This window comes from Kitasatospora sp. NPDC059827 (assembly GCF_042731675.1).
GTDB lineage: Bacteria > Actinomycetota > Actinomycetes > Streptomycetales > Streptomycetaceae > Kitasatospora.
This window is the reverse complement of sequence record NZ_JBHWIV010000010.1, coordinates 73,008-97,320: the sequence shown is the minus strand read 5'-3', so window position 1 is coordinate 97,320 and position 24,313 is coordinate 73,008. Positions and strand designations below refer to the sequence as shown.

The 24,313-nt window shown below is 74.0% G+C and carries 25 protein-coding genes and 1 riboswitch; of the genes, 13 read left to right on the top strand and 12 right to left on the bottom strand.

Features of this window, described 5'->3' with window-relative positions; all coding sequences use genetic code 11:
• Positions 1-23: 23 nt before the first annotated feature.
• A complete protein-coding gene (locus tag ACFV8H_RS09135; RefSeq protein WP_380397799.1) occupies positions 24-1,160 on the bottom strand; it encodes a hypothetical protein in 1,137 nt (378 codons plus the stop codon).
• A 112-nt stretch (positions 1,161-1,272) separates the two neighbouring features.
• Positions 1,273-1,929, bottom strand: a complete 657-nt coding sequence (locus ACFV8H_RS09130; protein ID WP_380397797.1) for a TetR/AcrR family transcriptional regulator — start codon at positions 1,927-1,929, stop codon at positions 1,273-1,275.
• A gap of 92 nt (positions 1,930-2,021) precedes the next feature.
• On the opposite strand from ACFV8H_RS09130, the gene ACFV8H_RS09125 reads away from it, so the two are divergent.
• From ACFV8H_RS09125 to lanL, 3 genes are all read left to right on the top strand, one after another.
• Positions 2,022-2,657, top strand: a complete 636-nt coding sequence (locus ACFV8H_RS09125; protein ID WP_380397795.1) for an NAD(P)-dependent oxidoreductase — start codon at positions 2,022-2,024, stop codon at positions 2,655-2,657.
• Positions 2,658-2,845: 188 nt separating this feature from the next.
• Positions 2,846-3,013 (top strand): SflA family class IV lanthipeptide, encoded by a 168-nt coding sequence (locus ACFV8H_RS09120; protein WP_380397793.1) that lies wholly within the window; start codon positions 2,846-2,848, stop codon positions 3,011-3,013.
• A gap of 2 nt (positions 3,014-3,015) precedes the next feature.
• On the top strand, positions 3,016-5,571 hold the full coding sequence (lanL, locus tag ACFV8H_RS09115) for a class IV lanthionine synthetase LanL (protein WP_380397791.1): 2,556 nt from the start codon (positions 3,016-3,018) through the stop codon (positions 5,569-5,571).
• A gap of 43 nt (positions 5,572-5,614) precedes the next feature.
• Here lanL and ACFV8H_RS09110 read toward each other — a convergent pair whose 3' ends face one another.
• The gene (locus ACFV8H_RS09110) at positions 5,615-6,517 is read right to left on the bottom strand and encodes a hypothetical protein (RefSeq protein WP_380397789.1); all 903 of its coding nucleotides are present in this window, start codon (positions 6,515-6,517) and stop codon (positions 5,615-5,617) included.
• Positions 6,518-6,795: 278 nt separating this feature from the next.
• On the opposite strand from ACFV8H_RS09110, the gene ACFV8H_RS09105 reads away from it, so the two are divergent.
• A complete protein-coding gene (locus ACFV8H_RS09105) occupies positions 6,796-7,134 on the top strand; it encodes a hypothetical protein (RefSeq protein ID WP_380397787.1) in 339 nt (112 codons plus the stop codon).
• Between the two features lie 76 nt (positions 7,135-7,210).
• Here ACFV8H_RS09105 and ACFV8H_RS09100 read toward each other — a convergent pair whose 3' ends face one another.
• From ACFV8H_RS09100 to ACFV8H_RS09080, 5 genes are all read right to left on the bottom strand, one after another.
• Positions 7,211-7,915 (bottom strand): DUF4232 domain-containing protein, encoded by a 705-nt coding sequence (locus ACFV8H_RS09100; RefSeq protein WP_380397785.1) that lies wholly within the window; start codon positions 7,913-7,915, stop codon positions 7,211-7,213.
• 173 nt (positions 7,916-8,088) lie between these two features.
• Complete coding sequence (locus tag ACFV8H_RS09095) at positions 8,089-9,816, bottom strand: ABC transporter ATP-binding protein (protein WP_380397917.1); 1,728 nt, start codon at positions 9,814-9,816, stop codon at positions 8,089-8,091.
• Positions 9,817-9,855: 39 nt separating this feature from the next.
• Positions 9,856-10,116, bottom strand: coding sequence for a lasso peptide biosynthesis PqqD family chaperone (locus tag ACFV8H_RS09090; RefSeq protein ID WP_380397783.1), 261 nt, complete (start codon positions 10,114-10,116; stop codon positions 9,856-9,858).
• 81 nt (positions 10,117-10,197) lie between these two features.
• Positions 10,198-10,632, bottom strand: a complete 435-nt coding sequence (locus ACFV8H_RS09085; RefSeq protein ID WP_380397781.1) for a lasso peptide biosynthesis B2 protein — start codon at positions 10,630-10,632, stop codon at positions 10,198-10,200.
• Positions 10,629-12,554: an asparagine synthase-related protein gene (locus ACFV8H_RS09080; protein WP_380397779.1), complete on the bottom strand. Its 1,926-nt coding sequence runs from the start codon at positions 12,552-12,554 to the stop codon at positions 10,629-10,631. The genes ACFV8H_RS09085 and ACFV8H_RS09080 overlap by 4 nt, the downstream gene beginning before the upstream one ends.
• A gap of 400 nt (positions 12,555-12,954) precedes the next feature.
• Here ACFV8H_RS09080 and ACFV8H_RS09075 point away from each other — a divergent pair, with 400 nt between their 5' ends.
• From ACFV8H_RS09075 to ACFV8H_RS09050, 6 genes are all read left to right on the top strand, one after another.
• Positions 12,955-13,092, top strand: coding sequence for a hypothetical protein (locus ACFV8H_RS09075; RefSeq protein WP_380397777.1), 138 nt, complete (start codon positions 12,955-12,957; stop codon positions 13,090-13,092).
• A 463-nt stretch (positions 13,093-13,555) separates the two neighbouring features.
• Positions 13,556-14,497 carry a hypothetical protein gene (locus tag ACFV8H_RS09070; RefSeq protein ID WP_380397775.1) on the top strand — a complete coding sequence of 314 codons (942 nt, stop codon included), beginning with the start codon at positions 13,556-13,558 and terminating at the stop codon, positions 14,495-14,497.
• A 105-nt stretch (positions 14,498-14,602) separates the two neighbouring features.
• Positions 14,603-14,809, top strand: a riboswitch (cobalamin riboswitch).
• 223 nt (positions 14,810-15,032) lie between these two features.
• The gene (locus tag ACFV8H_RS09065; protein ID WP_380397773.1) at positions 15,033-15,902 is read left to right on the top strand and encodes an ABC transporter substrate-binding protein; all 870 of its coding nucleotides are present in this window, start codon (positions 15,033-15,035) and stop codon (positions 15,900-15,902) included.
• The gene (locus ACFV8H_RS09060) at positions 15,899-16,978 is read left to right on the top strand and encodes a FecCD family ABC transporter permease (RefSeq protein ID WP_380397771.1); all 1,080 of its coding nucleotides are present in this window, start codon (positions 15,899-15,901) and stop codon (positions 16,976-16,978) included. The genes ACFV8H_RS09065 and ACFV8H_RS09060 overlap by 4 nt, the downstream gene beginning before the upstream one ends.
• Positions 16,975-17,793, top strand: a complete 819-nt coding sequence (locus tag ACFV8H_RS09055; protein WP_380397769.1) for an ABC transporter ATP-binding protein — start codon at positions 16,975-16,977, stop codon at positions 17,791-17,793. Before ACFV8H_RS09060 ends, ACFV8H_RS09055 begins: the two co-directional genes overlap by 4 nt.
• Positions 17,790-18,563, top strand: a complete 774-nt coding sequence (locus tag ACFV8H_RS09050) for a ferredoxin (protein WP_380397767.1) — start codon at positions 17,790-17,792, stop codon at positions 18,561-18,563. Before ACFV8H_RS09055 ends, ACFV8H_RS09050 begins: the two co-directional genes overlap by 4 nt.
• 15 nt (positions 18,564-18,578) lie before the next feature.
• Here ACFV8H_RS09050 and ACFV8H_RS09045 read toward each other — a convergent pair whose 3' ends face one another.
• Both ACFV8H_RS09045 and ACFV8H_RS09040 read right to left on the bottom strand, forming a co-directional pair.
• The gene (locus ACFV8H_RS09045) at positions 18,579-19,496 is read right to left on the bottom strand and encodes an alpha/beta fold hydrolase (RefSeq protein WP_380397765.1); all 918 of its coding nucleotides are present in this window, start codon (positions 19,494-19,496) and stop codon (positions 18,579-18,581) included.
• Between the two features lie 73 nt (positions 19,497-19,569).
• Positions 19,570-20,193, bottom strand: coding sequence for a hypothetical protein (locus tag ACFV8H_RS09040; protein ID WP_380397764.1), 624 nt, complete (start codon positions 20,191-20,193; stop codon positions 19,570-19,572).
• Between the two features lie 209 nt (positions 20,194-20,402).
• Between ACFV8H_RS09040 and ACFV8H_RS09035 the strand changes: the two genes are divergently transcribed.
• The gene (locus ACFV8H_RS09035) at positions 20,403-21,050 is read left to right on the top strand and encodes a LysE family translocator (RefSeq protein WP_380397762.1); all 648 of its coding nucleotides are present in this window, start codon (positions 20,403-20,405) and stop codon (positions 21,048-21,050) included.
• A 98-nt stretch (positions 21,051-21,148) separates the two neighbouring features.
• On the opposite strand, the gene ACFV8H_RS09030 is transcribed toward ACFV8H_RS09035, so the two are convergent.
• On the bottom strand, positions 21,149-22,492 hold the full coding sequence (locus ACFV8H_RS09030; protein WP_380397760.1) for a Tim44-like domain-containing protein: 1,344 nt from the start codon (positions 22,490-22,492) through the stop codon (positions 21,149-21,151).
• A gap of 204 nt (positions 22,493-22,696) precedes the next feature.
• On the opposite strand from ACFV8H_RS09030, the gene ACFV8H_RS09025 reads away from it, so the two are divergent.
• A complete protein-coding gene (locus ACFV8H_RS09025; protein WP_380397758.1) occupies positions 22,697-22,855 on the top strand; it encodes a hypothetical protein in 159 nt (52 codons plus the stop codon).
• On the opposite strand, the gene ACFV8H_RS09020 is transcribed toward ACFV8H_RS09025, so the two are convergent.
• Positions 22,828-23,475, bottom strand: coding sequence for a MarR family winged helix-turn-helix transcriptional regulator (locus ACFV8H_RS09020; RefSeq protein ID WP_380397756.1), 648 nt, complete (start codon positions 23,473-23,475; stop codon positions 22,828-22,830). The two genes, ACFV8H_RS09025 and ACFV8H_RS09020, sit on opposite strands and share 28 nt — an antisense overlap.
• Before the next feature lie 171 nt (positions 23,476-23,646).
• On the opposite strand from ACFV8H_RS09020, the gene ACFV8H_RS09015 reads away from it, so the two are divergent.
• Positions 23,647-24,189, top strand: a complete 543-nt coding sequence (locus ACFV8H_RS09015; protein ID WP_380397754.1) for a carboxymuconolactone decarboxylase family protein — start codon at positions 23,647-23,649, stop codon at positions 24,187-24,189.
• Positions 24,190-24,313 lie beyond the last annotated feature (124 nt).

Genomic DNA, 24,313 nt, shown 5'->3' with positions numbered 1-24,313 from the left:
CTCCGACCCGAGGGCGCCCGCCGTCAGTGCAGGACGTCGAGGACGTTGTCCGCGTCGTTGACGAAGTAGACCGCGTCGCGGTCGAGGTCCAGCGCCAGGCCGAAGAGCGCGCCCGCGCCGGGCGGGGTGCCCTCGTTGTTGATCTGCTTGGTTGCCACCTGGCGCCCGGCCCGGTCGGTCTCGACGATGTTGCCGTCCCCGCCGTTGACGGTGAGGATGTCACCCCGCGGCGTGATCGCCATTCCCAGCGGGGCGTTGAGGTTGCCGCCCGAGGTGAGGACCCGACCGATGCCGGCGCTGTCCTTGCGGGTGAGCGCGTTCGGGATGGCGGTGATCCGGCTGAGCACCGTGTCGGCGACGTAGAGCGTGCCGTCGTGGAGGCCGACCCCGGTCGGGCCGACCACCAGGGCCGCCGGGTCCGTCCGCTCCGGGAACCCGGAGCCGACCACCGTGGTGGCCGTGCGCACCGGCGGCCGGTCGCCCTCGGCGCACAGGGTGATCCGCAGGACGGTGCCCTGGTCGACCTCCGCGCCGCCGCCGGCGACCGTCCCGTTGAGCACGTTGGTGACGAACAGCTCGCTCCGCCCGCCGGTGCTGACGGCGGTCATGTCCCACGGGCCGTTGATGCCGTCCCCGGCGATGGTCTCCCGGACCGTCCCGTGCTTGTCGAGCACCAGCAGGCAGCCGGCCTGGGCGGTGGCGGACGTGCCGTCCGTGGTGGGGAGGCTGCCGACCACCACCCAGCCGCCGGGCAGCACGGTCAGCGCCGTGGTGAGGCCGACCCCGCCGGGGCACGGGCCCGGCAGGTTGTTCGGGTCGATCGTGGCGAAGGTGCTCAGGGTGCCGTCCGGCGCGACCTGGACCAGCGTGGTGCCGGTGCCCTGCAAGCCGGCCGGCGGGTTCGCCGAGTTGTTGAAGTTGCTGACCAGGACGTTGCCCCGGTGCAGGTCGCCGACGCTCTCCCGGATCGCGAACGTGCCGTACGGGTTCACGTCCCCGTTTTCCGGGACGGTGGACGCGACGAGGGACACGGTGTTCAGCCGGTCGAGGAACGGCCCCGGCTCGGCGGCCCCGGCCGGGGTCGCCGCGGCAGCGGTCAGGCCGACGGTCAGGACGACGCTCACGGCGGTGCTCAGCAGCGCGCTCGAACGAACTCTCATGGGTACTGCCTCCTGGGGGCGCGGGCCGGGCCCGCGGAAGTCTCGGATCCCCCCAGAAGGTCACGCTAGGCATCGCAACGGTTACCCCGCGCGACGGCCTCGGCTGAATGCCTCAGGCCTCCGGGGCCCCGATACCGCCGACCAGGGCCCGGACCGTCGCCGTCGCGAACTCCTCCGGATCCGCGGGCACCAGCGCCTCGGCCGGTGCCTCCCCGGCGTAGAAGACCTCCAGGAAGGCCCGGTGGAAGCAGGCGCCGATCAGCAGCATCGCGGCGGCGTGCGGGTCGACGTCGGCGGCGATCCGGCCGAGCCGCTGTTCGGCGCGCAGGTACTCGGCCAGGTGGGAGCTGACGTGGTGCGGGCCGGCGTCGTCGAGCTTGCGGCGGTGGGCGGCGAGCAGCTCGGGGCTGGCGAGCAGGCCGCCGGCCATCGGGAAGGACTGCCGGTAGAACGGCACGGCGATCAGCACGACCGCCTCCAGGTGCTCGCACACCGAGCCCTGACCGGCCCGGTCGGGGAGTTCGGCGACGGCGGCGGCCAGGCGCGGGGCGCGTTCGCGCAGGACGCGGACGAAGATGTCCTCCTTGTCCCGGAAGTGCTTGTACAGCGCCGCCTCCGAGCAGCCGGCCTCCCGCGCGATCTGCTTCGTGGTGGCGCGGACCAGTCCGACCGTGCCGATAAGCCGGGCGGCGGCGTCCAGCACCCGGGCCCTGGTCAGCGCCCCGCCGGTGAGCGGCCGGTCGTCCTCGCGGTTCCCCTCGTTCGTCATGGGCGCCAGCCTACCTTGACAGGTGGGTGAGCACTCACCCACCATGAAGAGGACAGCAGAAGTGAGCACTCACCCACCCCACGGGAGGGGCCATGAAACTCACCGTCCTGGGCGCCACCGGCGGCATCGGCCGCCAGCTGGTCACCCTCGCCCTCGCCGACGGACACCTGGTCACGGCCGCCGTCCGCGACCCGGCCCGACTTCCCCTCCGGCACGACCGGCTGACCGTGGTCAAGGCCGACGCCCTCGACGCCGCCTCGCTGGAGCCGGTGGTCGCGGGCGCCGACGCCGTCCTCTCCGGCATCGGCCAGGCCGGCCGGCGCGATCCGCTCAAACCCGCCTCGACCTCCGCCCGCGCGGCCGCCGCCGCCATGGCGGCCACCGGGGTGCGCCGCCTCCTGGTGGTCAGCGCCGCCCCGCTCAACCGCTCCGGGGCCGGGCAGCCGCTCCTCGCCGCGAAGGCCTTCGGCCCGCTGCTCTGGGCGGTGCTCCGGGACGTGTACACCGACCTGGAGGCGATGGAAGGCGTGCTGCGCGCGAGCGACCTGGACTGGACCGCCGTCCGGCCGCCGCGACTGACCGACCGCCCGGGCCGGGGCCGCTACCGGCACGCCGTCGAGTCCGGACCCGCCGGCGCCACCGTGCCGCGCGCCGACGTCGCCCGGGCCATGCTGGACCTGGTCACCGACCCGACGAGCTTCCGGCACGCGGTCGGCGTCAGCTCCTGAGCCCTGAGGGCGGTGTTTACGGTTCCTCCACGAATGTGTCCGGGAAGTGGAGTTGATGAGTCCTGACCCCTTGTCAGGCGGAACGTTCCTCCCTACCTTCGTGCTTCGGGATCCCGGCCCGCTCGGTCAGCCGCAGGGGCCGCGGCCCGCACCATCACCGGAGGCACGACAAGATCTGGAGGTTTCCCATGCCCGGAACCATGATCGAGGAAATCCGCGACGCGGGCCCGCTGCTGGTCGATGACGAGACCATCGCGTTCGAGGACGACGACCGCGGCGACCGCGAGGCCACGGCGTGTCTCGCCGACCCGTGGGTGACCGCCACCACCCGCTTCGCCTGCGACTTCAACTCCTGACGGTGACCGGTTCCACCGCCGGACGCGGCGACCGGTCCGACGAGACCTGGTCGTACCGGAACGACCCGCGGATGCCGGCGGTGGAACACGGTTGGAAGCTGCACGTCTCGGCCCGCCCCGGCGGGCTCGACACCGTCCTCGCCCTCGCCCTGCCGGTGCTGGCCCGGCACGTCTGCCACGCCAAGTGGGCGCGCGACCCCGAGGTGCTGCGGGAGCTCAACTCCGGTGCGCGGAGCGCCGCTTCGGTCGGCAAGGCGCTCACCGTCTACCCGGCGCCGGGCACCGCCGTCGCACTGGCCGGGGAACTGGTCGCGGCGCTGCGCGGCCAGGAGGGGCCGCAGGTCGTGAGCGACCGGCGGGTCGACCCCGACGCACCCGTCTACTACCGGTACGGGCCCTTCACCGGCGACTACCGCACCGGGCGCGGCGGCCGCCTGGAGTCCGTCATGGTCGGCCCCGACGGCCGGGCCTTCGACGGGCTCGCGGCCGGCTCCTACCGGTGCCCGCCCTGGGCCGAGGACCCGTTCCCGCACGAGGCGGTGCCGCCCCGGGACTCCCCCGCACTCGGCGGCGACCGCTACCGGATCACCGGCGGCATCGCCCGCAAACCCCAGGGCAACGTCTACCGGGCGGTGGACCTGACCACCGGGCGGCCCGTGGTCGTCAAGCAGGCCAGGGCCTTCGTCGCCGAGGACGAGTCCGGCGCCGACGCCCGCGACCGGCTGCGCAACGAGCACGCCGTACTCACCGCCCTCGACGGCCTCCCCGGCGTACCCCGGGCCCTCGACACCTTCCGGCACCGCTCGGACGCGTACCTGGTGATGACCAGCTGCGGCGACCGGGACCTGCGCCGGGACGTCCAGGAGCACGGCCCGTACGAGGCCGCCCGGCTCGCCGAACTCGCCCGCCGACTGCTGCACCTGCTGGACGGCATCCACCGCCGGGGCGTGGTCGTCCGCGACCTCAAGCCCGACAACGTCGCACTGGACGCCGAAGGCCGCTGCCACCTGGTCGACTTCGGGATCAGCGCGCTGAACGGCACCGGCCCGGACGGCTCGACGCCCGGCTACAGCGAGCCCGTGCGGCGCCCGTCCGGACGACCCGCGCGGCCCGCCGACGACTTCCACGCCCTGGGCGCGACCCTCGGCTTCGCCGCCACCGGGCTGGACCCGGTGATCGTCGACGGCGACGCCGCCGTCAACCGGGAGCGCACCCTGGCCGGGCTGGCCTGGGCACTTCCCGACCGGCAGCACCGTCAACTCCGCTCCCTGATCGCCGAGTTGACCAGCCCCGACCCGGCCGTCCGCACCGCCGGCGCGGACCGGCTCCGCGGTGGCAAGGCCGTCCGGACACCACCCCCACCAGGACCGCGCCGGGACCGGCTCGACGCCGACCGGCTCCACGAGGTCGTCGAGCACACCACCGCGTACTGCGTCGCCGAGGCGCACCGGATCGCCGACCCGGTACTCGCCGCCCGGGCCGCCGTCCCGACGCCGATCGACGTCTACGGCGGCAGCGCGGGACTCGGCCTGGAGCTCCTCCACCACCTCCACCGGCCCGGGGTGCCGGAGGCCGTGGCGGCGCTGGCCGAGTGGACGGCGGGGCAGTCCCGGCGGCTGTCCCCGGGGTTCTACTCGGGCCGCACCGGGGTCGAGCTGTTCCTCACCCGCGCCGGGTTGCCCGCCGACGGAGGCGAGGACCCGCCCACGTACGGAGACGGGGACCTGCCCACCCGCGGTCCGGACGGCGGACCGCCCGAGGCCGACCTGATCGAGGGCGTCGCCGGGATCGGCGTCGGCCGGCTGCTGCTCGCCCGGTGCCACCCCGCCGGGCGGGACCGGCACCTCGCCGTCGCCGCCGAGTGCGCCCGGCTGCTGGCCACCGGCCGGGCCCGCCTCTCACCCGCCGGGGCGGACACCCCGGGCAGTGCCGCACTGCGCGAGGGCCTGGCGCACGGCACGGCGGGCGTCGCCTACTTCCTGCTGGAGTACGGGAGCACCGGCGGCGATCCGGCCGACCGGCAGCGGGCCGAGCAGGCCTGCGCCCGACTCGCCGCCGACATCCCGGCGCTGATCGCCAGGGCCACCGCGCCGGGGGCGACCCGCCGCTACGGCTCCTGGTGCCGCGGCCTGGCCGGGGTCGGATCGGTGCTGGTCCGGGCCGCCGACCGGCTGGCCGAGCCCGGGTACCTGGACCTCGCCCGGCAGACCGCCCGCACCTGCGCCGCGCTCGCGCCCCGGATGCCGCTGGTCACCCAGTGCTGCGGGCTGGCCGGGGTCGGCGAGCTGCTGGTGGACGTCGCCGTCGCGTCCGGCACAGGCACCGGCCCAGGCCCCGGCCCGGGTGGCGGTACCGGAGCCGAGGAGTTCTGGGATGCCGCCGACACCGTCGCGGCGATCGTCCTGAGCCGCAGCGGCGGCCCGCCGTCCCGTCCGGTGTTCCCGGACACCGGCCTCGCCCGGCCGAGCGCCACCTGGGCCGGCGGCTCCGCCGGGGTGCTCGGCTTCCTCCGCCGGCTGCACGAGCGCGGCGGACCGCGACTCGGCCTCCTCGACTGACTGGGTCCAGGGGCTTACGGAACGACGGTCAGGGCCCAGGGGGTCAGGGCACGACCTCGCCCTCGACCGTCGGCCCGGCCGCCGCCCAGTACCCGCGGTCCGTCGGCGGACGCGACCGCAGGTCGTCACGGACCTGCCCGGCCAGCCGCCGGGTGTCCCGCCGGTTCACCGTCGCGCCGATGCCCGCGCCGAGCAGCAGCGGGGTCACGGACGGCAACCGTCGCATCCAGCTCCGGGTGAGCCGGCGCCGCACCTGCTGACGCACCTCCGCGCCCAGGGCCAGCGCCGCGAAGCCCGCCGGGCGGGTCAGCAGCATCGCGTCGATCCCCCGGCGGTTCGCCCAGGCCCCCAGGTAGGCCCCGGCCCGCTGGGTGGCACTGCCCTGCGCCGGGACGCCGTAGACCTCGTGCAGCTCGGCGATCAGCTTCACCTCCACGGCCGCCACCGCCAGCGTCTCGGCCGCGATCTCCAGCGGCATCGCGGGCGGCACCGGCAGCATGGCCGCCGCCCCGACGCCCGCGCCGAGGGCGGCGGAGGCCCGGGTGGCACCGGCCACCAGCAGGTCGGCCAGCCGCTCGGGGTCGGCCGCGTCCGGGTGCTGGGAGCGCAGGGTCGCGAGGTCGCGGACCGGGATCCGCGGCGCCGTACGCACCAGCTGCTCGGTCAGCGCCTTGCCGCCGAGCGCCGCGCCCCGGGCCGCCGCCCGCCCCCCGCTGCCCAGCCGCCCCGCCACGCCCGCCACCAGCGCCCGCCCGCGCCCGCGCTCCGCGTGGTACTCGGCGACCTGCCAGGCCCCGGTGGGCTGCTCGGCCCCCTCCACCAGCTCGGCGAGGCCCTCGGCCAGACCCCCCTCCGGACCGGATTCCCCCCGGGGAACGGGCTCGGGACGCACCGGACCGGAACGGTCCGGCCGCTTGAAGCGCCCCGGCTTTCGGAAGACTGCCATGCACTTCCGGTACCCCGTCCGCCCACCCGACACGCCCAGGCCCGGTGATCCGAGCGGTTCGCCGGGCCGGACGGCCACCGGCCCGGCGGTCAGAGCCCGGCCGCGGCTGAGCGCCGCGCCCGGGACGGCAGCGCGCGCCGGGGGGTGAGCTCGCCGGTGATCTTGACGGCGGTAGGGTCGGTGCCGAGAAGCGCGGCGAGACGCACCGGGGGAGAAATCCGTTGAAGACCTTTTCGTCGGGCCGGCGGAAACCCCGCCAAGAGCCCGCGGAGCGACCGGTGGCCCGGCGCGACTACCTGCCCGGCGAGCAGGAGGCCCTGCTCATCGGCATCCTGCTCGGCACGGCCGCCGGTGTCAGGACGAACGAACGGTACGACGCGGCCTCGCAGTTGGAGGACTTCCCATCCGACCCGGTGGTCGCGGCGCTGGCCGGGATCGCCGCTGATCCGGCCCAGCCGGACGAGACCCTGGTGGACCTGTGCGCCGAGTCGCTCGCCGGGATCTGGATCCACCGTGGCGCCGTCGACCACGACCTGCTCGCCCGGCTGAGCCCGCGCGGCCGGCGCGAGGCTGAGCGCACGGTGGCCCACCGTGCGTTGGAGCTGCTCGCCCGCTGAGCGCGAACCGGACGGCCGTGCGGCCCGGCGGCAGCTGCCGCCGGGCCGCACTCGCCCACGAACCCACGGGGAAGGCTTAGTTGGGAGCGGAGGCCACGGAGGCGACGGCCTCGGCCAGGGTGGCCCGGTACATGCCCATCGAGGGGTTCAGGACCTTGGCGTCGGCCCCGAGCGGGAAGTTCTGGATGCTCGCCAGCGGCATGTTGCCGTCCTCGTCGTCGGCCAGCACGTTGACCTCGTTGATGCCGGGAGTGGTCCCGGCGGTGGCACCGCTCGGGTCGAGGTCGAGCACCACGTAGGCGGTCTTGCCCGCCGCGACGGTGTACCGCATGGTCCCGGCGGCGAGGATCGGCTTGAGGTTCTTGCTCTGGTCGCGCGTCGCGGAGTTGCCCAGGTCCACACCCGGCGTGGCGCTCAGGGTGCACGCGTTGCCGCCCTTGTTCTGCACCTCGATCACCCGCTGGCTGGGCGCGCCGGAGCGGGCCGACAGGTGGATCGAGAGGTTCTGGACGTCGCACGGGCCACCGGCCGCGCCCCCGGAGCCGGACTTGGTGCTGCCGCCGGACGGCGCGTGCGTGGTGGGCCGCGCACCCGTGCCCGTGGTGGGCGCGCCCGCCGTGCCCGGACCGCCCGCCGTCGGCTTCGCGGCCACCGTGTTGCTCGCGGCGGGCGCCGGCCCGGTGGCCGTGTCGGTGTTGTCGGGCCCGCAGGCGGTCAGCGCCAGCCCCGCGCCGGCGAGAACGGTGGCGACGAGCAGCGGACGACGGTGGCGGACGGACATGGTGGCTCCCCGATGACGGTGTGTGCTGACTGCTTGGAACACTCCACAAGACGTCGGCCCACCGGATTCGGTGGCACCTCCGGCGTCACAATCACCAGGACATGACAGGGACGGGACTGTGACACGCGTTCGGGGGCGGGCCGGTTGACAACCCCCCACCCGGTGATGATCGGTCAGCCCGCCCGGTGGTGGCCCGCGAGCTGCCGGAAGTCCGGGTGGCCGTGGAAGAGTTCGGGGTAGGTGCCGGTGGCGGTGGCGGTGCCGTCGGAGAGCATGACGACGGTGTCGGCCGCCTCGATGGTGGACATCCGGTGGGCGATGACGAGGATGGCGCACTCCTCCCGGAGGGCGTGCAGGTTGAGCGTCAGGGCGGCCTCGTTGGCCGGGTCGAGGTGCGCGGTGGGTTCGTCCATCAGCAGCAGCCGGGGGCGGGCGAGGAGGGCGCGGGCGATGGCGACGCGTTGCCGTTCGCCGCTGGAGAGGCGTACGCCGCGTTCGCCGACCTCGCTGTCGAGCCCGTCCGGCAGGCGGTTCACCTTCCCGGTGAGATTGACCAGGTCGAGGACCTGCCGGAGCCGCTCGTCGGTGGCGTCCGGCGCGGCGTAGCGGAGGTTGTCGCGCAGGGTTCCGTGCAGGATCGGGCAGTCCTGTTCGACCCAGCCGAGGTGGGAGCGCCACTGGGCGAGGCCGAGGTCGGCGGCGGGCTGCCCGTCGATCCGCAGGCTGCCGCTCCAGGGTTCGTAGAAGCGGTTGATCAGGGCGAAGGTGGTCGACTTTCCGGCCCCCGACGGTCCCACCAGGGCGACCAGCGCGTGCTGCGGCACGGTGAGGGAGAGCCCTTGGAGGACGGGGGCGTCCGGGCTGTAGCCGAACCGCAGGTCGCGCAGTTCCAGCGCGGGCGCCGGTCCCCGGCCGGCGGGGCGCGGCGGGGCGGCACGGCCGGGCAGGGCCGGGGTGTCCTCCTCGACGGGGAGCGCGTACACCTCCTGGACGCGTTCCACGGACCCCTTGGCACGGTTCACCGAGGCGATGCCCTCCATCAGTTCGGTGACGGGGCCGGTGAGTTGGGAGGCGTAGAGCAGCATCGCCACCAGGGCGCCGAGCGACAGGGCGCCCTGGTCGACCCGGGCCGTGCCGAACAGCAGCACCAGGATGAAGGCGGCGTTGATGGCGAGTTGGGCGGTGGGGGCGACCACGGCGGTGAGCCGGGCGCTGCGCACCGCGGCGTCGTAGGCGCGGTGCGCCAGAGCGTCGAGGTGGTCGATCTCCCGTTGCTCGGCGCGGTTGGCCCGGACGGTGCGCAGCGCGGACAGGGCGCGCTCCAGTCCGGCGGAGATCGCGCCCACCGCGGTCTGCAGCGCCGTGGAGGTGCGGCCGATCTCGGCCGACAGCCGGTTGATCACCAGGCCGCAGCCGAGCAGCACCCCCAGGATGAGCAGCATCAGCAGCGGGTCCAGCACGAACATGGCGACGACGCTGCCCAGCGCGACGCACAGGTTGGTGGCGATCTGGACCGAGACGTGGGTCAGCGCCTCGCGCAGCACGACCACGTCCGTCGAGGCGCGCGCCATCAGGTCGCCGACCCGCTGCCGGTCGAAGGCGTCCATCCGGACCCGCAGCAGGTGCGCGGTCAGACCGGTGCGCAGGCCCAGCACGAAGCGCTCGCCGGTGCGTTCCAGCAGGAAGGTGGCGCAGGCCCCGATCAGTGCCTGGGTGAGCAGCAGCAGGACGAGGACGGCGGACGGGAGCAGCAGCGGTCGGTGCGAGGTGACGGCGTCGACCACGCCCTTGGCGGCCAGCGGCTGCGCGACGCCGACGCCGGCGGCGGTCAGGGTGAGCAGCAGGGCGGCGCCCAGGGCGCGCCGCCGGCCCCTGGTGAGGGTCCACAGCTGGCGGAGCATCGTACGCACGTCTCCCTTCCTGGGGCCTCGGGCCCTCGGTCAGCCGGTCTCGACGAGGCCGGAGGTGCGCAGCCGTTCGGTCATGGCGGTCAGGTCCTGGCGCGCCTGGGTCGGCGCGATGTCGAAGTGGTCGGCGAACTCCTCGGCGACCTGGTCCAGGGTGCTGCCGTCCAGCAGCCGATGGAGCGCGTAGGCGCCGGTCTGGTTGAGCTGCCAGTAGTGCCCGGTGCGCCGGCTGAGCAGCACGGCGCCGTCGTCGGTGTCGGTGGACACGGTGTGGTCGGTCAGGCGGAGCGTCATGGTCGGGGCCTTCTCCGGATGCGTCGGGGTGGCGGGCGGGTCGGGGCCGGTGCGGGCCGGGGCGGCGGGCGGGTCGGGCCGTCAGGCCGTGCGCGCCGGCTGCTTGGGGGCGACGGTGACCAGCGGCCGGAAGTAGCCGTCGGGGTAGGGCTCGTCGATGACCCGGCCCTCCGCCTCGACCCAGGCGTGGGCGGCGAAGGGCGTGGTGCGCACGCCGGCCTGCCAGGTGGGCCAGGCGCCCCTGAACCGGCAGAGCAGGGCGGTGGCGATCGACCGTTGGAGGCAGTTGTGCACCGCGCAGCGCAGACTGACGGCGACGACGGCGGCCCGGGCCTCGGAGGCCTGGGCGGCCGTGCCCGGGCGGGCGCCGGTGCTGAGCACGCCGAGGACGGCCTGGAGGCGGTCGGGCCGCAGCGTGGACAGCGGCCGGGCGACGGCCACGGCGGCCAGCGGCAGCAGGCGCCGGTGCAGGGGCAGCCGGGTGCGGGCCCGGAGGGCGTAGGGCGGGCTGGTCACGGATTCTCCTCGGGGTGGGGTGCGCGGCCGGGGCGGCCGGTGCCGCTGAGGGTCCGCTCGGTCGAGGCGGCGGGCGCGCCGGGGCGGGTAGCGAACGCGCCGGGCCGGGAAGCGAACGCGCCGGGCCGGGCGGCGATCTCCCGCAGCCACAGCTCGGCGCCGATGGTGGCCTCCAGTTGGGCGGACCAGACATCCTCGGTGCGCGGGGGCGTGATCAGGGTGGTCCGGAGCCGGTCCGGGTCGATCAGGCCCAGGTGCGCCAGCCGGGAGTCCTCGAACAGGTCCAGCAGGTCGGGGACGTGTTCCTGGAGGGCGCGGTCGACGGGCTCCTCGCAGTCGCCCTTGGTGGTCCGGTCGAGGATCGTCCCGGGCACCAGCCCGCGCATCGCGGTCGCCAGCACGGGCTTGAACTGCCAGGGGCTGTACCGCTCGTGGGGCCGGACGGCCAGCACGGCCTCGACCACCCGGTCGTCCAGGTACGGGAGTTCCAGCGGGAGCCCGGAGGCGGTGTACTCGCGGCAGACCAGGCGCAGCACCGGGCCGGCGCTGCGCAGGGCGGTGAGGGCCTCGTGCTGTCCCCGGTCCCGGGCCAGCGGGACGATCCGGTCGGCGACCTCGTGGAAGACCCGTTGGGTGGTGCGCACCGCGTCGCCGGTGGCCCAGGGCGTGGCCGGGAGCCGCTCCCCCCAGCCGAGGGCGGGCCCCCGGGACGGCGGGGCGGTACGGGCCAGGTCGTCGGCGCACTGCCGCCACCAGGTGTCGAGGTCTCCGCCGCGCAGCAGTCCGGCGAGGCTGGGCAGCAACGGCCAGCTGTTCAGGGCGCGGTGGGCGCTGAGCTGGCGCCAGGCGGTCACCGGCCGGTGGCGGAAGAGCGTGCGCAGGTAGGCGGCCCCGCCGGTGAACAGTTCGTCGGCTCCGTGGCCGGCCAGGTGCCGGGTGGCGCCGTGGTCGACGAGGTGGCGGATCCCGTACCGGATGGCGTTCATGCCGCGGGTCGCGGCGCGCGGGGCCTCGGTGTCGACCGCCCAGTACGGCGGGGAGAACACCGGCGGGGCGTCGGTGTCCGGCACGCTCAGGTGCTGGGCGCCCGGCAGCAGGCGGGCGGCGTGGGCGGCGTACACCGGGTCGTCGTTGATGGCGCTGCCGCCGGTCCAGCAGAAGGTCAGCAGGTCGGGGTGGTGTTCGGCGGCGAGGAAGCACAGCGAGGTGGAGTCCATGCCGCCGGAGAGGTCGGCCGACAGCCGCCCGTCGGGCCGGCGCAGGGCGACCGCCTCGCGCAGCCGCTCGCGCACCCCGGCGGCCCCGGGGTCCAGCGGGAGGTCGGGCTCCGGGGGCTGCCACCAGCGGACGTCCCGGGCGGGGCCGGCGGTGGGCAGCAGCAGGCAGGAGTCGGGGGCGACCTGCCGGACGCCGCGCCACCAACTGCGTTCGCCCAGCGGGGCGAAGAGCATGCCGTACGTCACGCTCGCGGCGATCAGGTCCTCGTCCGGTTCGGCGCCGGTGAGCCCGGCCAGCACGTCGGCCCGGTCCGCGGCGATCGGCACGCCGTCCACGAGGGCGGTGTACACCGCCCTGGTGCCGGTCACGGTGCCCTGGAAGCGCACCCAGCCGTGGGCCGAGGCGATCACATGGGTGTTGCCGGGGAGGCTGCGGGCGAGCGCGTCCAGGTCGGACAGTTCGCGCACCGTGCGGGTGAGGGCGTCGAGGCGGTCCTGCCCGACCGGGCTCAGCCCGTGGACCGCGACCCGGACGGGGCCGGCCTCGGACACCACCAGGTCCTCCGGCGACCACGACCCGGCCAGCCAGGGCCGTCCGGACGCGTGGGCGACGGACCGTGGTGCCGTGTCGCCGAGTCGGCGATGAACCCGGGCGCCGTCCGGGGAGTCCGGAAGGACCACCAGGTGGTCGTTGAGCGACTGCACGTGCCCACCCCCAGGTGTCACGGCGGCGTGGGTGCCGCCGGTTCTCCGGAACCGTGCACCACCGGGGGAAGGCGACACAACCGGGCAAGGTCCACTTCCCCCATGGATCACGCCATTCACGCACCGAAAGAAGCAGGATGATTGTCGTTCCATCACATTCGAATGTCGTCAAGAAAGCGCTTGACATGGACACTCCTGTTGCCACAGTTCACTTCTGTGTCCCAACTACCCTTCCGGCCGATCCGGCCGAAAGACGTTCCGTCCGCGATCCACCTGCGGAAACGTGAATCTCCCCGTCAATGGCCGGATCTGATGATGCGACTGGACACTCCCGGCGGCCACCGGTCCCAATGGAGTCACGCCATCCACAGGCTTCGGCCTCGATGCAGAGGAGAGAACCATGGCCAAGAACATCCAGCTGCCCAAGCGCTACACCCCGCCCACGGCCGCCAAGGTCGGCGACTTCAGCAAGGACACGGACGGCACCATCTACACCAAGAAGGACGCCACGACCCTGGGTTTCAAGAAGCCGCGCTGACCTCGGCCTAGCTGACCCGGACTCGATCGCCACAGCCCGCCGGCCCCGCCGGCGGGCTGTTCCGCGTCCACGGGCGTCAGCGTCCACGGGCGTTCGCATCCCAACGCACCGGGAATTGAACCACCGAAGGCCGTCGGTACGTTGGAATAGCGGAACTCCCGGTGAATCCCGGGGGAATGGCCGAAGTTCCCGACCGTAATCCGGTCCGGGAACTTCGACGTGTACCGACCTACGGTCGCACCGCCCCCGCCTCCGCCGCCGGCCCCACTCCCGCCCCGCCCCTGCCGCCACTGCCGCGACAAGGCCTTGGTATGAGCACGGCAAAGGGTTCCCCGCCCCGCGTCCACCATCTGGACGGACCGACGGCCGAGTTGATGTGGTGTCCGGGCTCGACCCGCGGGCCGGCCGGCCCGCAGACCCGTACGGACGAACCTCCCACACCCTCACACCCGGGAGCAGACGCATGCGCACCCCCCTCAAGGCCGCCGCCCACACCCTCACGGCGCTGGCCCTGGCCGCCTTCGGCACCACCGCCCTGGCCGCCGGCGCCGAGGCCCAACCCGCCCCGGCCGCCGCCCACTTCGGGGCCAAGCCGCTCCACCCCGGCACCACCGCCAAGAGCCCGACCGCGACCTCCGGCAACACCCTGTCGGTCCGCTCCGCCGCGACCCAGGGCGTGGTCTCCCCCACCCCCAAGGTGTACCTGGTGTTCTGGGGCTCGCAGTGGTCCTCCGACCCGGCCGGGGTCGCCCCCGACATGCAGAACATGTTCAAGGGCCTCTACGGCAGCCAGGACACCTGGGGCACCATCCTCAGCCAGTACTGCGAGGGCGTCGCCAGGGGCACCACCACCTGCGGCACCAAGGGCACCCATGTCCAGCACCCGGCGTCCTCCCCGCTGGCCGGCGTCTGGTTCGACAACGCCGCCGCCACCCCGGCCAACGCCACCGCCGCCCAGATCGCCGCCGAGGCGGGCAAGGCCGCCGCCCACTTCGGCAACACCACCCAGGCGCCCAACCTCAACGCCCAGTACGTGGTGGTCTCCCCCACCGGCGCCCACCCGGACGGCTTCCCCAACTCCGGCTTCTGCGCCTGGCACGACAAGACCAGCAGCTCCTACGGCACCCTGGCGTACACCAACCTGCCGTACATCCCGGACAACGGGGCGGGCGCCTGCACCACCTTCACCGACGGCCGGCTGCTCTCCGGCATCGAGTCCACCGAGACCCACGAGTACGCGGAGACGGTCACCGACTTCTGGCCCAGCATCGGCTGGAACGGCGGCGGCGGTGAGATCGGCGACGAGTGCGAGAACCTCGACGCCTACGTCACCCTGAGCACCGGCACCTTCGACCTCCAGGGCCTGTGGTCCAACAGCGCCAACAAGTGCGTGACGCACGGCTGACGACCGCCCGCTCCGAGGAACCCGGCCCGCCGCGCCCCCCGCGCGGCGGGCCGTCGCTGTCGGGCCGTCACCCTGAGCCGGACTCCGCCGCCCTGACCACGCCTGATACCGTGCGATCGCCGTGGTGTTCGGGAAACCGGTCTGAGTCCGGTGCGGCCCTCGCCACTGTTGCCGCGGAGTTCCGCGGCCCTCGCTGACCGGCTCGCCCAGCGGTCAGGGCCACTGGGCGGGCTCGAAGGAGCCGTCCGGGAAGGTCGGCCGCGGCACGTCGATGCGGAAGCCAGGAGACCGGCCACGGCACGACATGTTCCACGAGGGTTTTGGAGAACACGTGCCCAGCGGTCAGCCGCGTCCGTTCCGATCCATTTGTTCCGCACATCCCGTACATCCCGTACATCCCGTACGTCCCACAGGTCCGATACGTGTCGGCCGGGCGGTCGCCGCCGTCCTGTTCCTCGGCACGCTCGGCGCCTGCACGGGCGCCCCCGCGCCCGCCCCGTCCGGCGGGACGTCCGCAGGTGCCGCGCCGGTCAGCGTGGACAACTGCGGGGCCACCGTGACGGTCGGCACGCCGCCCGAGCGGCTGGTGACGCTCAACGAGGGGGCCACCGAGGTGGCTCTGGCCCTCGGCCTGCAGTCCCGCATGGCCGGTACCGCCTACCTCGACGACACCGTCCCGGAGAAGTGGAAGACGGCCTACGACTCCGTCCCGGTGCTCTCCGCGAAGTACCCGACGAAGGAGAAGCTCCTCACCGCCCGCCCCGACTTCCTGTACGCCTCCTACGCCAGCGCGTTCACCGACAAGGTCGCGGGCACCCGGGAGGAACTGCGCGGCCAGGGCGTAGCGTCGTACCTGTCCCCGTTCGGCTGCTCGGACAAGAACCAGGTGCCGCCGACGACGTGGCAGGCCGCGTGGGGCGAAGTGAACGACGTCGCGAAGGTCTTCGGTGTACCGGAGCGGGCCACCGCGATCCAGCGCCAGCAGGAGCAGCAGCTCGCCGGGTTCACGGCGACGGCCGCGGGCAAGGACCTGAAGGTCCTGTGGTACGACTCGGACACCAAGTCGCCGTCCGTCGGCGCCGGCCACGGCGGCCCCCAGCTGGTGCTCGACGCCGTGGGCGCCCGCAACGTCTTCGCGGACCTTCCCGGCGGCTGGCAGAACGTGAGCTGGGAGAAGGTCGTCGCGGCCGACCCGGACGCGATCGTGCTCGCGGACGCCGGCTGGGACACCGCCCAGTCCAAGATCGACTACCTGGAGCACGACCCGGTGCTGAGCAAGCTCGGCGCCGTGCGGCGCAAGGCCTTCGTGGTGGTGCCGTTCTCGGAGTCGACTCCCGGCGTGCGGCTCGCCGACGGCGCCGCCCGGGTCTCCGCGAGGCTGAGCGGGCTGCGCCCGGCTTCATGACCGCGGCACCCCACCCCGTCGCGCGGCCCGCCGGCCCGGGCCGCGCGACGGCGGCCCTGGCCGTCGGTGCGGCCCTGCTGCTGACCACCGTGCTCCTCGGCCTGGCCGTCGGCTCGCACCACGAGCCGGTCCGGACGGTGGTCGAGGTCGTGACGCGCCGGCTCGGACTCGCCGACCCGCAGGTCACCCTGCTGGACGACCGGATCGTCTGGCAGCTGCGGCTGCCCCGGGTCCTGGGAGCGGCCGCCACCGGCGCCGGACTCGCGGTCTGCGGCGCGGTGTTGCAGACCCTGACCGGCAACGACCTGGCCGATCCCTTCCTGCTCGGGATCTCGGACGGAGCCGCCGCCGGCGCGGTGACCGTGATCGTCCTCGGCGTCGGCGTGACCGGCGCCGTGGGCACCGGCGCGGTGGCGACGGCGGCCTTCGCCGGCGCCCTGCTCGCCGCCGTCGTCGTCCTGGTGCTGGCCGGCGCGCGCACCCGGTCGCTGCCGACCGCCCGGACGGTGCTCGCCGGCATCGCGGTGGGCCAACTGTGCGGGGCGTACACCTCGTTCGTCGTGCTGGTCCTCGGGGACCGCGACGCGGCGCGCGGTGTCATGGAGTGGACGCTGGGCTCGGTCGCCGGCGTGCGGTGGCCCACCGCCGTCTTCCTGACCGCGGTCGCCCTGATCGGCGTCACGGTGCTGGCCTCCTCGGCCCGCGACCTGGACGCCTTCGCCTTCGGCGAGACCGCCGCCCGCTCCCTCGGCGTCCACGTCGAACGCACCCGGTGGGTCCTCATCGCCACCGCCGCGCTGGTGACGGCGTGCCTGGTCGCCAACACCGGGGTCATCGGGTTCCTCGGCCTGGTCGTCCCGCACGTGGTCCGCCTCGCCTGCGGCCCGCGCCACGCCCTCCTGCTGCCCGTATCGGCACTGGTGGGCGCGTCCCTCCTGGTGGGCAGCGACGTCCTGGCCCGCTCGGTCCTCCCCGACCGGGAGATCCCGGTCGGCGTCGTCACGGCCGGGCTCGGAGCGCCCTTCTTCGCCTGGCTGCTGTGGCGCCAGGGGCGGGCCGACGGGGGCACGCTGTGACCGCGCCACCCGCCGCCGAGCTGCGCGCGGAGGGACTCGGCGTGCGGGTCGGCGGCGCGACCCTGCTCGACGCGGTCTCGCTCGCGTTCGCCCCCGGCCGGGTCACCGGCCTGCTCGGACCCAACGGCGCCGGGAAGACCACCCTGCTGCGCGCGGTCGCCGGACTCACCCGGCCGTCCGCGGGGCGCGTCCTCCTGGACGGGGCGGATCTCCACACGCTCACGGCCCGGCGCCGGGCCCAGCGGGTGGCCTTCATGGAACAGCAGGCGGACACCCGGCTGGCGCTGCCGGTCCGTCAAGTCATCGAGCTCGGGCGCACGCCGTACCGGGGCCGCTGGCCCGTGCCGGGGAACTCCGCCGCCGACGCCCACGAGCGGTCCGTGGTCGCCGAGGCCGTCGCCGCGGCCGACGTCGGCCACCTGCTCGACCGGGCCTGGCCGACGCTGTCGGGCGGCGAACGGCAACGGGTCCAGCTCGCGCGGGCCCTGGCGCAGGAACCCGGTGTGCTCCTGCTCGACGAGCCCACCAACCACCTCGACCTGCGCCACCAACTCGGCTTCCTCGGCGCCGTACGCGGACTGGGCATCACCACGGTGGCCGCACTGCACGACCTCGAACTCGCCGCCGCCTACTGCGACGAGGTCGCCGTCCTGCTCGACGGGCGGCTGGTCGCCCACGGGCCCGGCGCCGAGGTGCTCACCTCGGCCACGATCGGGCACGTCTACGGCGTCGACGTCACCGTCGAACGCCACCCCCGGCACGACCGGCCGCACATCCGGTGGAACGGACTGCTCCACGAAAGGACTTCGCCATGACCTCCCCCACCCCGGATGCCCCCGCCACGGACGCCCCCGCCACGGACGCCCCCGCCCGTTGCACCGCCACGGTCCTGGTCGGCATGTCGATCGGGGAGGCCGTCCGTCGCGACGAACTGCTCCGGACGGCGGCGGCGCAGCGGGCCTCGATCGCGTTCCTGCAGCAGGCGGACCCCTCCCTGTCGGCCGAGCTGACCAGGCTGGCCGACGCCGGCGCCGGGACGGTGGTCCTGATCGGCGTCCGCCTCGCGGCCACCGGCCCGGCGCAGTCCTGGCTGCGGCGGATCGCGGCGCACTGGTGGCGCGAGCGCACGGGCCACCGGCCGGAGATCCTCGTGGCGACCCGCCTCGCCGACTCACCGGACGCGGTCGCCGCGGTCGCCGCGGCGACGAGGCCCGTCACCGGCGGCGAGCCCGGCCTCACCTCTGCGGCCTGGGAGGACGTCACCGGCCACCGGCACCAGGTGCTGGTGTGCCGCGGCCCGCGGTGCACGGCCCTGGGGGCGGAGGAGGCACTGCGCGCCCTGGTACGGCAGTTGGCCGAGCACGGCCTCGGCGACGACGACGTGCTCGTCACCCAGACCGGGTGCCAGTTCCCCTGCAACCAGGCCCCGGTCGCCAGCGTGCAGCCGGACGACGTCTGGTACGGGGGGATCGACCCGACGGCCGCCGGCCGCATCGTCACCGAGCACCTGGCCGGCGGACGCCCGGTCGAGTCCCACCGGCTCCCCCGCCACCGGAGTGCACAGGCCGGCCGACCCGACAGCTGACCGCAGCCGCCGCGGCTACCCGGGCAGGCCCAGAATCGCCGCGGCGAACGCTCCGGGGGCCTCCTGCGGCACGTTGTGCCCCACCCCGGGCAGGGTCCGCACCTCGCACGGCCCGGTGAACCGCTCGGTGCCGGTCTGATCCGCGGCGGGGATCACGCCGTTCTCCTCGCCGACCAGCACCACCGTCGGGGCCACGACGGTCGGCCGACCGGCCAGCGCGTCCTCCGCCTCCCGGTAGCGCGGATCGCCTTCGACCAGACCGAAACGGTGGCGGTAGGAGTGGATCGCGACGTCCACGAAGTCCGGGTTGTGCAGACTCGCCGCCGACGCCGCGAACGCCTCCGCCGCCCCCGCCCAGGTCGGCGACCAGAGCCGCCAGAGCAGCCCGCACAACTCCTCCCGGTTCTGCTCCAGCCCCTGGCGGCCTCGCTCGGAATGGAAGTAGTACTGGTACCAGAGGCTGCGCTCCGCCTCCGGTGCGGCGGGCTCCATCGCCCGGGCGATGTCCTGGACGGTGTAGCCGCCCGCGGCGACCAGGCCGTGGACCCGCTCCGGCCACAGCGCCGCCGCCGCGCAGGCCGCCCGCCCGCCCCAGTCGTAACCGGCGACGACCGCCCGCTCGATCCCCAGCGCGTCCATGAACTCCACCAGGTCCCGCGCCAGCGCGGCCTGTTGGCCACTGCGCATCGTCCCCGCGTCCAGGAACCTGGTCGGCCCGTAACCGCGAAGGTACGGCGTCAGCACCTCCCGGCCCGCCTCGGCGAGCAGCCGCGCGACCTCGTCGTAGGCCCGCACGTCGTAGGGGAAACCGTGTAGGAGGATCACCGGGGCATCGGACGGACGGCGGCGCGCGCCGGTCCGGTGGTAGGCGATCTCCAGCACCGGAGTCGTCACCCGGTGGAGCGCGTATGCCTCTTCGGTCCTCGCAGTCATCCGATCATGCTCACACGCCTGACCCGGACACGACTACCCCAGGGGCCCCCGGGCATCCGCCCGTGCGTCGTTCTCAGTACCGCTGGGCCTGGGTGACCTTGGAGAGCAGTGCCTTGTCCCGGTCGATCGGACTGAACGCGGTGGGCTGGGCCTTCGCGCCCGGGGCCAGGTCCTTGACTCCCAGGAAGCTGGTGTCCACCACCTTGCCGTTCTCGTCGAGGAATTCGACCTTGACCGCGTACGACGCCGTCGCCCGGGTGCTGTTCACCACCGTGACCAGCGCGGCGTTGAAGCCGGCCGCCTGGGCCTTGGGCAGCCCGGTGAGCGTGACGTCCGACAGGGCGTTGCCGGAGCCCTCCGTCTTCGACAGGACCGCCTGTGCCTCCGCGCGGCCCGCCGACACCTGTGCCGACACGGAGGCTTCGAACGAGGCGGCCGCCGCCGACTGGGAGGCCGCGGCAGCCGAGACCGATTCCAGGACGGATGCCTTCGCCGAGGCCACCGCGGACGGCAGCACCCCGGAGAACGAGCTCACGTCCGGCGAGAACGGGCGGGACGACGCGGTGGACGGCGACGTCGACGACGAACTGCAGCCCGCGACGACGAGCATCGTGCAGCCGAGTGCGGCGCCGACCACGCCGGCGCTCCGGCTCAGCCGCTCGGCCGCCCGCGGCCGGCCATCGAGGAAACGCGACATGGATCTTCCGCCTTCGTCCCGGCCGGGCCACCCTAGGCCCGGTCCCGCGTCCCACAAGCGTCGCCTCCCGTGCCGCGCCCCGCTATCAGGTCTGCTGTGAACGGGTGGTGACCCGCCGGAGTCCTCGGTGGACGACCGAGACATGATCCGAATGAGCGTCGCGTGTTAGGTTTCGCCCGCACAACAGGACGGTTGACGGCGGGGGCGACATGGTCGGTATCAGCGCGATAGCAGGCATTGCGGCGGTGGAGTTCGGGATGGTGCTCACGCCCGGACCGAACATGATCTACCTCGTCTCCCGCTCGGTGGCACAGGGGCGCCGCGCCGGACTGATCTCCCTGGCCGGCGTCGGCACCGGCTTCTTCGCCTACCTGCTGGCGGCGACCGCGGGCATCTCGGCGGTCTTCTCGCTGGTCCCGGAGATCTACCTGGCGGTCAAGCTCGCCGGCGCCGGCTACCTGCTCTGGCTGGCCTGGAAGGCCGTGCGCCCCGGCGGCTCCTCGGTCTTCGAGCAGCGCGAGCTCGTGCCGGATCCGCCGCGCAAGCTCTTCACGATCGGCCTGCTGACCTGCCTGCTCAACCCGAAGATCGCGATCCTCTACATGTCGCTGCTGCCCCAGTTCGTGGACCCGAGCCGGGGTCACATCGCGGCGCAGAGCTTGCTGCTGGGACTGACCCAGATCGTCGTCGGACTGCTCGTGAACGGGATCTTCGTGCTGACCGCCGGATCGGTCTCGACGTTCTTCTCCGGCCGCCCGCTCTGGACCCGGATCCAGCGCTACGTGATGGGCACCGCCCTGGCCGGCTTCGCGGTACGGATCGCCGCCGACCGCTCGGCCGTGGCCGCCACGCCCTGAGAGAGCCGTACGAACCACAGCATGCCGACGGTCAGCCGGTGTTCATTTCGCACACAGGAGTCCGTCCCGTCAGCGGTCGTGCGCGTCCATGGCTCCGTCTACTGCACGTCGGCGGCGACCACGGTCCACGCCTTGGTCGACGTGTCGTCCAGCCGGAGGTCGAACGCGAGGGTGATCGGGCGGCGTCGGCGCGCGTCGCCGCGCAGCACCTGCTCGGTGCGGCGGTCGACCTCGTAGTAGACGCCCTCCGCGTCGACCGCGACGCGGAAGACGATCGGGTCGCGGGAGACCAGCGAGCGGACCGTGACCGACCTGACGACGGCGTCCCGCATGACGGTCCGATCGGCGGTGCGGACGGACGTGAAGTCCAGGCTGCCGTCGTTCATGACCCACTCCTCGAGGAACCGCTCGACGGCCACCTCGAGAACCGCCTTGTCGAACCGGCCGTCGAGCACGCTCAGATCGCCGACGGCGGTGTCGGCGTCCGTGCTCCACGAGATGTTGGTCAGCGACAGGATGTCGCCCGCGCCCCTGACCGCGGTCTTCCCGGCCACCTCGAGGACCGCCTCGCGGGCGACCTCCTTCTGGTCCCACCCGTCCGTCTCGATGACGTTGGTCAGGTGGTGCGCGCCCTCGGCCGCCTGCTCCACCGAGGACACGATCCACTCGCCGGCCGGGCTCTTGCGCAGCGTCCAGTACTCGACCGGGCGCGTCGAGTCGTCCTTGCGCACGGCGTCCGCGCCGTCGCCGCGGCGCACGTAGTCCCTGAGCGTCGCGGTGACCCGGAAGGTGACGGTGTCGTTCTCCTCGCCCGCGCGGTTGGCGACGTCGACCAGCTCGACCACCGGGCCGGAGACGATCTCCACGACGTTGACCTCGCCGCGTGACGCGTAGTCGCGCAGCTGCTCGGCCCACTTGCCGTAGAGCACCGGGGACAGGACCTGCCGCAGGGTGGCGTGGTCGTGCCGGGTCCAGGCGTTCTGGGCGGTCACGTACAGCTCGACGGCCCGGCGCTCCAGCGCGGCGCGGTCGAAGCTCGCGTCCGTGTCGGCGATGGCGTCGACCCGGGCCGCGACCCGGGCGGCGCGCTCACGCGCCTGCTCGTCCGCGCGGTGCGCGGTACGGTCCGACACCGTGTTCAGGCCGACCGCCTGCGCCGCCTTCCGGCGCCGGTACACGACCCACATGATCAGGAGGAGGACGGCCACGATCACCAGGAGGGAGACGAACCCACCGCTGCCGGCCCCGAACCCGAAGCCGAAACCGCCGCCGAACCCGTGGAAGCCGCTGCCGTGGCTGCCACCGCCCCCACCGTGACTGCCACCGCCTCCCCCACCGCCGCCGAACCCGTGGCTACCGCCCCCACCGCGGGCGTACGCCACCGCCGGGCTGCTCAGCGTGACGACTCCAGCGACCACAGTTGTCCAGCGACGGGCGCGCACCGGGCTCCCCCTTCAAGAATCCGAGCTGTTCCTTACGAGCCTACAAGCCGGATCGCCCGCACATTCGGCCCGGTCGGGCACTTTCGCACACTGCCCCCGACTGATCACACAACGCGACGAGGGGGGTCTGCCGACCCCGGCCACCACACCCCTCCGGCGACCGGGTGGACGGACCACGGCTCGGACTCCCGACCGTCACGGGACGTGGCCAGTTCAGCTACGGCTCCGATGGCCGCGGTCGCGCTGCACGACCACGAGGCGGCCGCCGCGATCTACCCGGAGCTCCTCCCGTTCCACGACATCGTGGCCGGAGCCGTCGGCCTCCGGGCAGGACGCTACGGCAGCCCCGGCCGGTGCTGCTGACCGGCCGATGGATCGGGAGTCACCGCCGGCTCGTGGTCCGGGCACTCCACGCGCAGTTCACCGTCGCCGAAGGCCGCGTCCACGAAGGCGCAGTGGTGGGGGTGTTCGGGGGTCTCGGGGTGGGCGAGTGGGCGGTAGAAGCGGCAGGTGACACAGGTGCGGGAGACCGGGATCGCACGCTGTTCCTGGAGGACCCGGATCATCGCGGTGGTGCCGCGCAGCATGGCGGCGACATCGTCGTCGTCCAGGGCGGCCAGGGCGAGCGCGAGGGGTTCGGGGACGACCGCGAGCCGGGCGGCCTCGGCCTCGCCGGCCTCGGTGAGCAGGAGGGATGCCGCGCGGGAGTCGGCCGGGTCGCGGCGACGTTCGACCAGTTCCTTCGCGACCAGGGCCCGGACGGCGTCGCTGACGGTGGGCGCGGTGGAGGCGAGCGCGGTGACGATCTCGCCCTGGCGGCGCGGGCGGCGGTCCCCCGCGAGGAAGACCAGGATGTCGGCCTGAAGCGGTGTCAGCTTCGCGGGCCCGGCGTTGTGCCAGCTGCTCAGTCGCAGCGCCTGGCCCAGCCTGGTGAGCCCGGTCAGCAACTGTTCGCTCGGCGACAGTCCCGGGAGTCCGGCCACGCTCTCCACCTCCTCCACCCTTCTCCCTCCACGCTCCGGTCAGCCCGGTCGCCCGCTTCGGCCTTGTTGGCCTTGCCTCTTGCATTGTAGGCAGCGCCAACTATATTTGGCACTGCCAACATCAGTTGGCAGTGCCAACACCAACAACAACCCGTATCGGGAGTCTTCGCCATGCCTCGTCTCGCCGTCGTCAACCCCGACACCGCCACCCCCGCCGCCAAGGCGCTGCTCGACAAGGTCGACCGCGCCCTCGGCGTGACGCCCAACATGATGCGGGCGATGGCCAGTTCGCCCGCCGTGCTGGACGCCTACCTCTCGTTCAGCGGCGCCCTCGCCAAGGGCGGCCTGACCGGCGCCCTGCGCGAGCAGATCGCCCTGGTCTCCGCCGCCGAGAACTCCTGCGAGTACTGCTACGCCGCCCACCACGTGCTCGGCGCCCGGGCCGGCGTCAGCGAGGCCGACCTGGCCGCCGGCGGACGCGCCGAGGCCGCCGACCCGAAGACCGCTGCCGCCCTGCGCTTCGCCCGCTCGGTGATCCGCACCAAGGGCTTCGTCTCCGACGCCGAGCTGGCCGAGGTACGCGAGGCCGGCTACTCGGACGGTGAGGTCGGCGAGATCATCGGCGCGGTGGCGCTGAACGTCTTCACCAACTACTTCAATTCGGTCGGCCACACCGAGGTCGACTTCCCGGCGAAGACCCTGCCGACCGTCTGACCCGCCCCTCCCTCCTGCCGGGGGGCCGACCCAGAGGGGGGGCCCCCGCCGCCCCACCACCCCCCCCCCCCAACCGGGCCACCCCAAGATGGGGGGGCAGGCCGAGCACGCCCCCCCCCGAAGT

What these genes read in the sequence shown, in the direction of transcription:
- ACFV8H_RS09070 (WP_380397775.1), top strand. Translation starts at nt 13,556, where the DNA reads ATGCGCACCCCCCTCAAGGCCGCCGCCCACACCCTCACGGCGCTGGCC.
- ACFV8H_RS09050 (WP_380397767.1), top strand. Translation starts at nt 17,790, where the DNA reads ATGACCTCCCCCACCCCGGATGCCCCCGCCACGGACGCCCCCGCCACG.
- ACFV8H_RS09040 (WP_380397764.1), bottom strand. Translation starts at nt 20,193, where the DNA reads ATGTCGCGTTTCCTCGATGGCCGGCCGCGGGCGGCCGAGCGGCTGAGC.
- ACFV8H_RS09095 (WP_380397917.1), bottom strand. Translation starts at nt 9,816, where the DNA reads ATGCTCCGCCAGCTGTGGACCCTCACCAGGGGCCGGCGGCGCGCCCTG.
- ACFV8H_RS09015 (WP_380397754.1), top strand. Translation starts at nt 23,647, where the DNA reads ATGCCTCGTCTCGCCGTCGTCAACCCCGACACCGCCACCCCCGCCGCC.
- ACFV8H_RS09125 (WP_380397795.1), top strand. Translation starts at nt 2,022, where the DNA reads ATGAAACTCACCGTCCTGGGCGCCACCGGCGGCATCGGCCGCCAGCTG.
- ACFV8H_RS09100 (WP_380397785.1), bottom strand. Translation starts at nt 7,915, where the DNA reads ATGTCCGTCCGCCACCGTCGTCCGCTGCTCGTCGCCACCGTTCTCGCC.
- ACFV8H_RS09035 (WP_380397762.1), top strand. Translation starts at nt 20,403, where the DNA reads ATGGTCGGTATCAGCGCGATAGCAGGCATTGCGGCGGTGGAGTTCGGG.
- ACFV8H_RS09045 (WP_380397765.1), bottom strand. Translation starts at nt 19,496, where the DNA reads ATGACTGCGAGGACCGAAGAGGCATACGCGCTCCACCGGGTGACGACT.
- ACFV8H_RS09130 (WP_380397797.1), bottom strand. Translation starts at nt 1,929, where the DNA reads ATGACGAACGAGGGGAACCGCGAGGACGACCGGCCGCTCACCGGCGGG.
- ACFV8H_RS09075 (WP_380397777.1), top strand. Translation starts at nt 12,955, where the DNA reads ATGGCCAAGAACATCCAGCTGCCCAAGCGCTACACCCCGCCCACGGCC.
- ACFV8H_RS09090 (WP_380397783.1), bottom strand. Translation starts at nt 10,116, where the DNA reads ATGACGCTCCGCCTGACCGACCACACCGTGTCCACCGACACCGACGAC.
- ACFV8H_RS09060 (WP_380397771.1), top strand. Translation starts at nt 15,899, where the DNA reads ATGACCGCGGCACCCCACCCCGTCGCGCGGCCCGCCGGCCCGGGCCGC.
- ACFV8H_RS09135 (WP_380397799.1), bottom strand. Translation starts at nt 1,160, where the DNA reads ATGAGAGTTCGTTCGAGCGCGCTGCTGAGCACCGCCGTGAGCGTCGTC.
- ACFV8H_RS09110 (WP_380397789.1), bottom strand. Translation starts at nt 6,517, where the DNA reads ATGGCAGTCTTCCGAAAGCCGGGGCGCTTCAAGCGGCCGGACCGTTCC.
- ACFV8H_RS09120 (WP_380397793.1), top strand. Translation starts at nt 2,846, where the DNA reads ATGCCCGGAACCATGATCGAGGAAATCCGCGACGCGGGCCCGCTGCTG.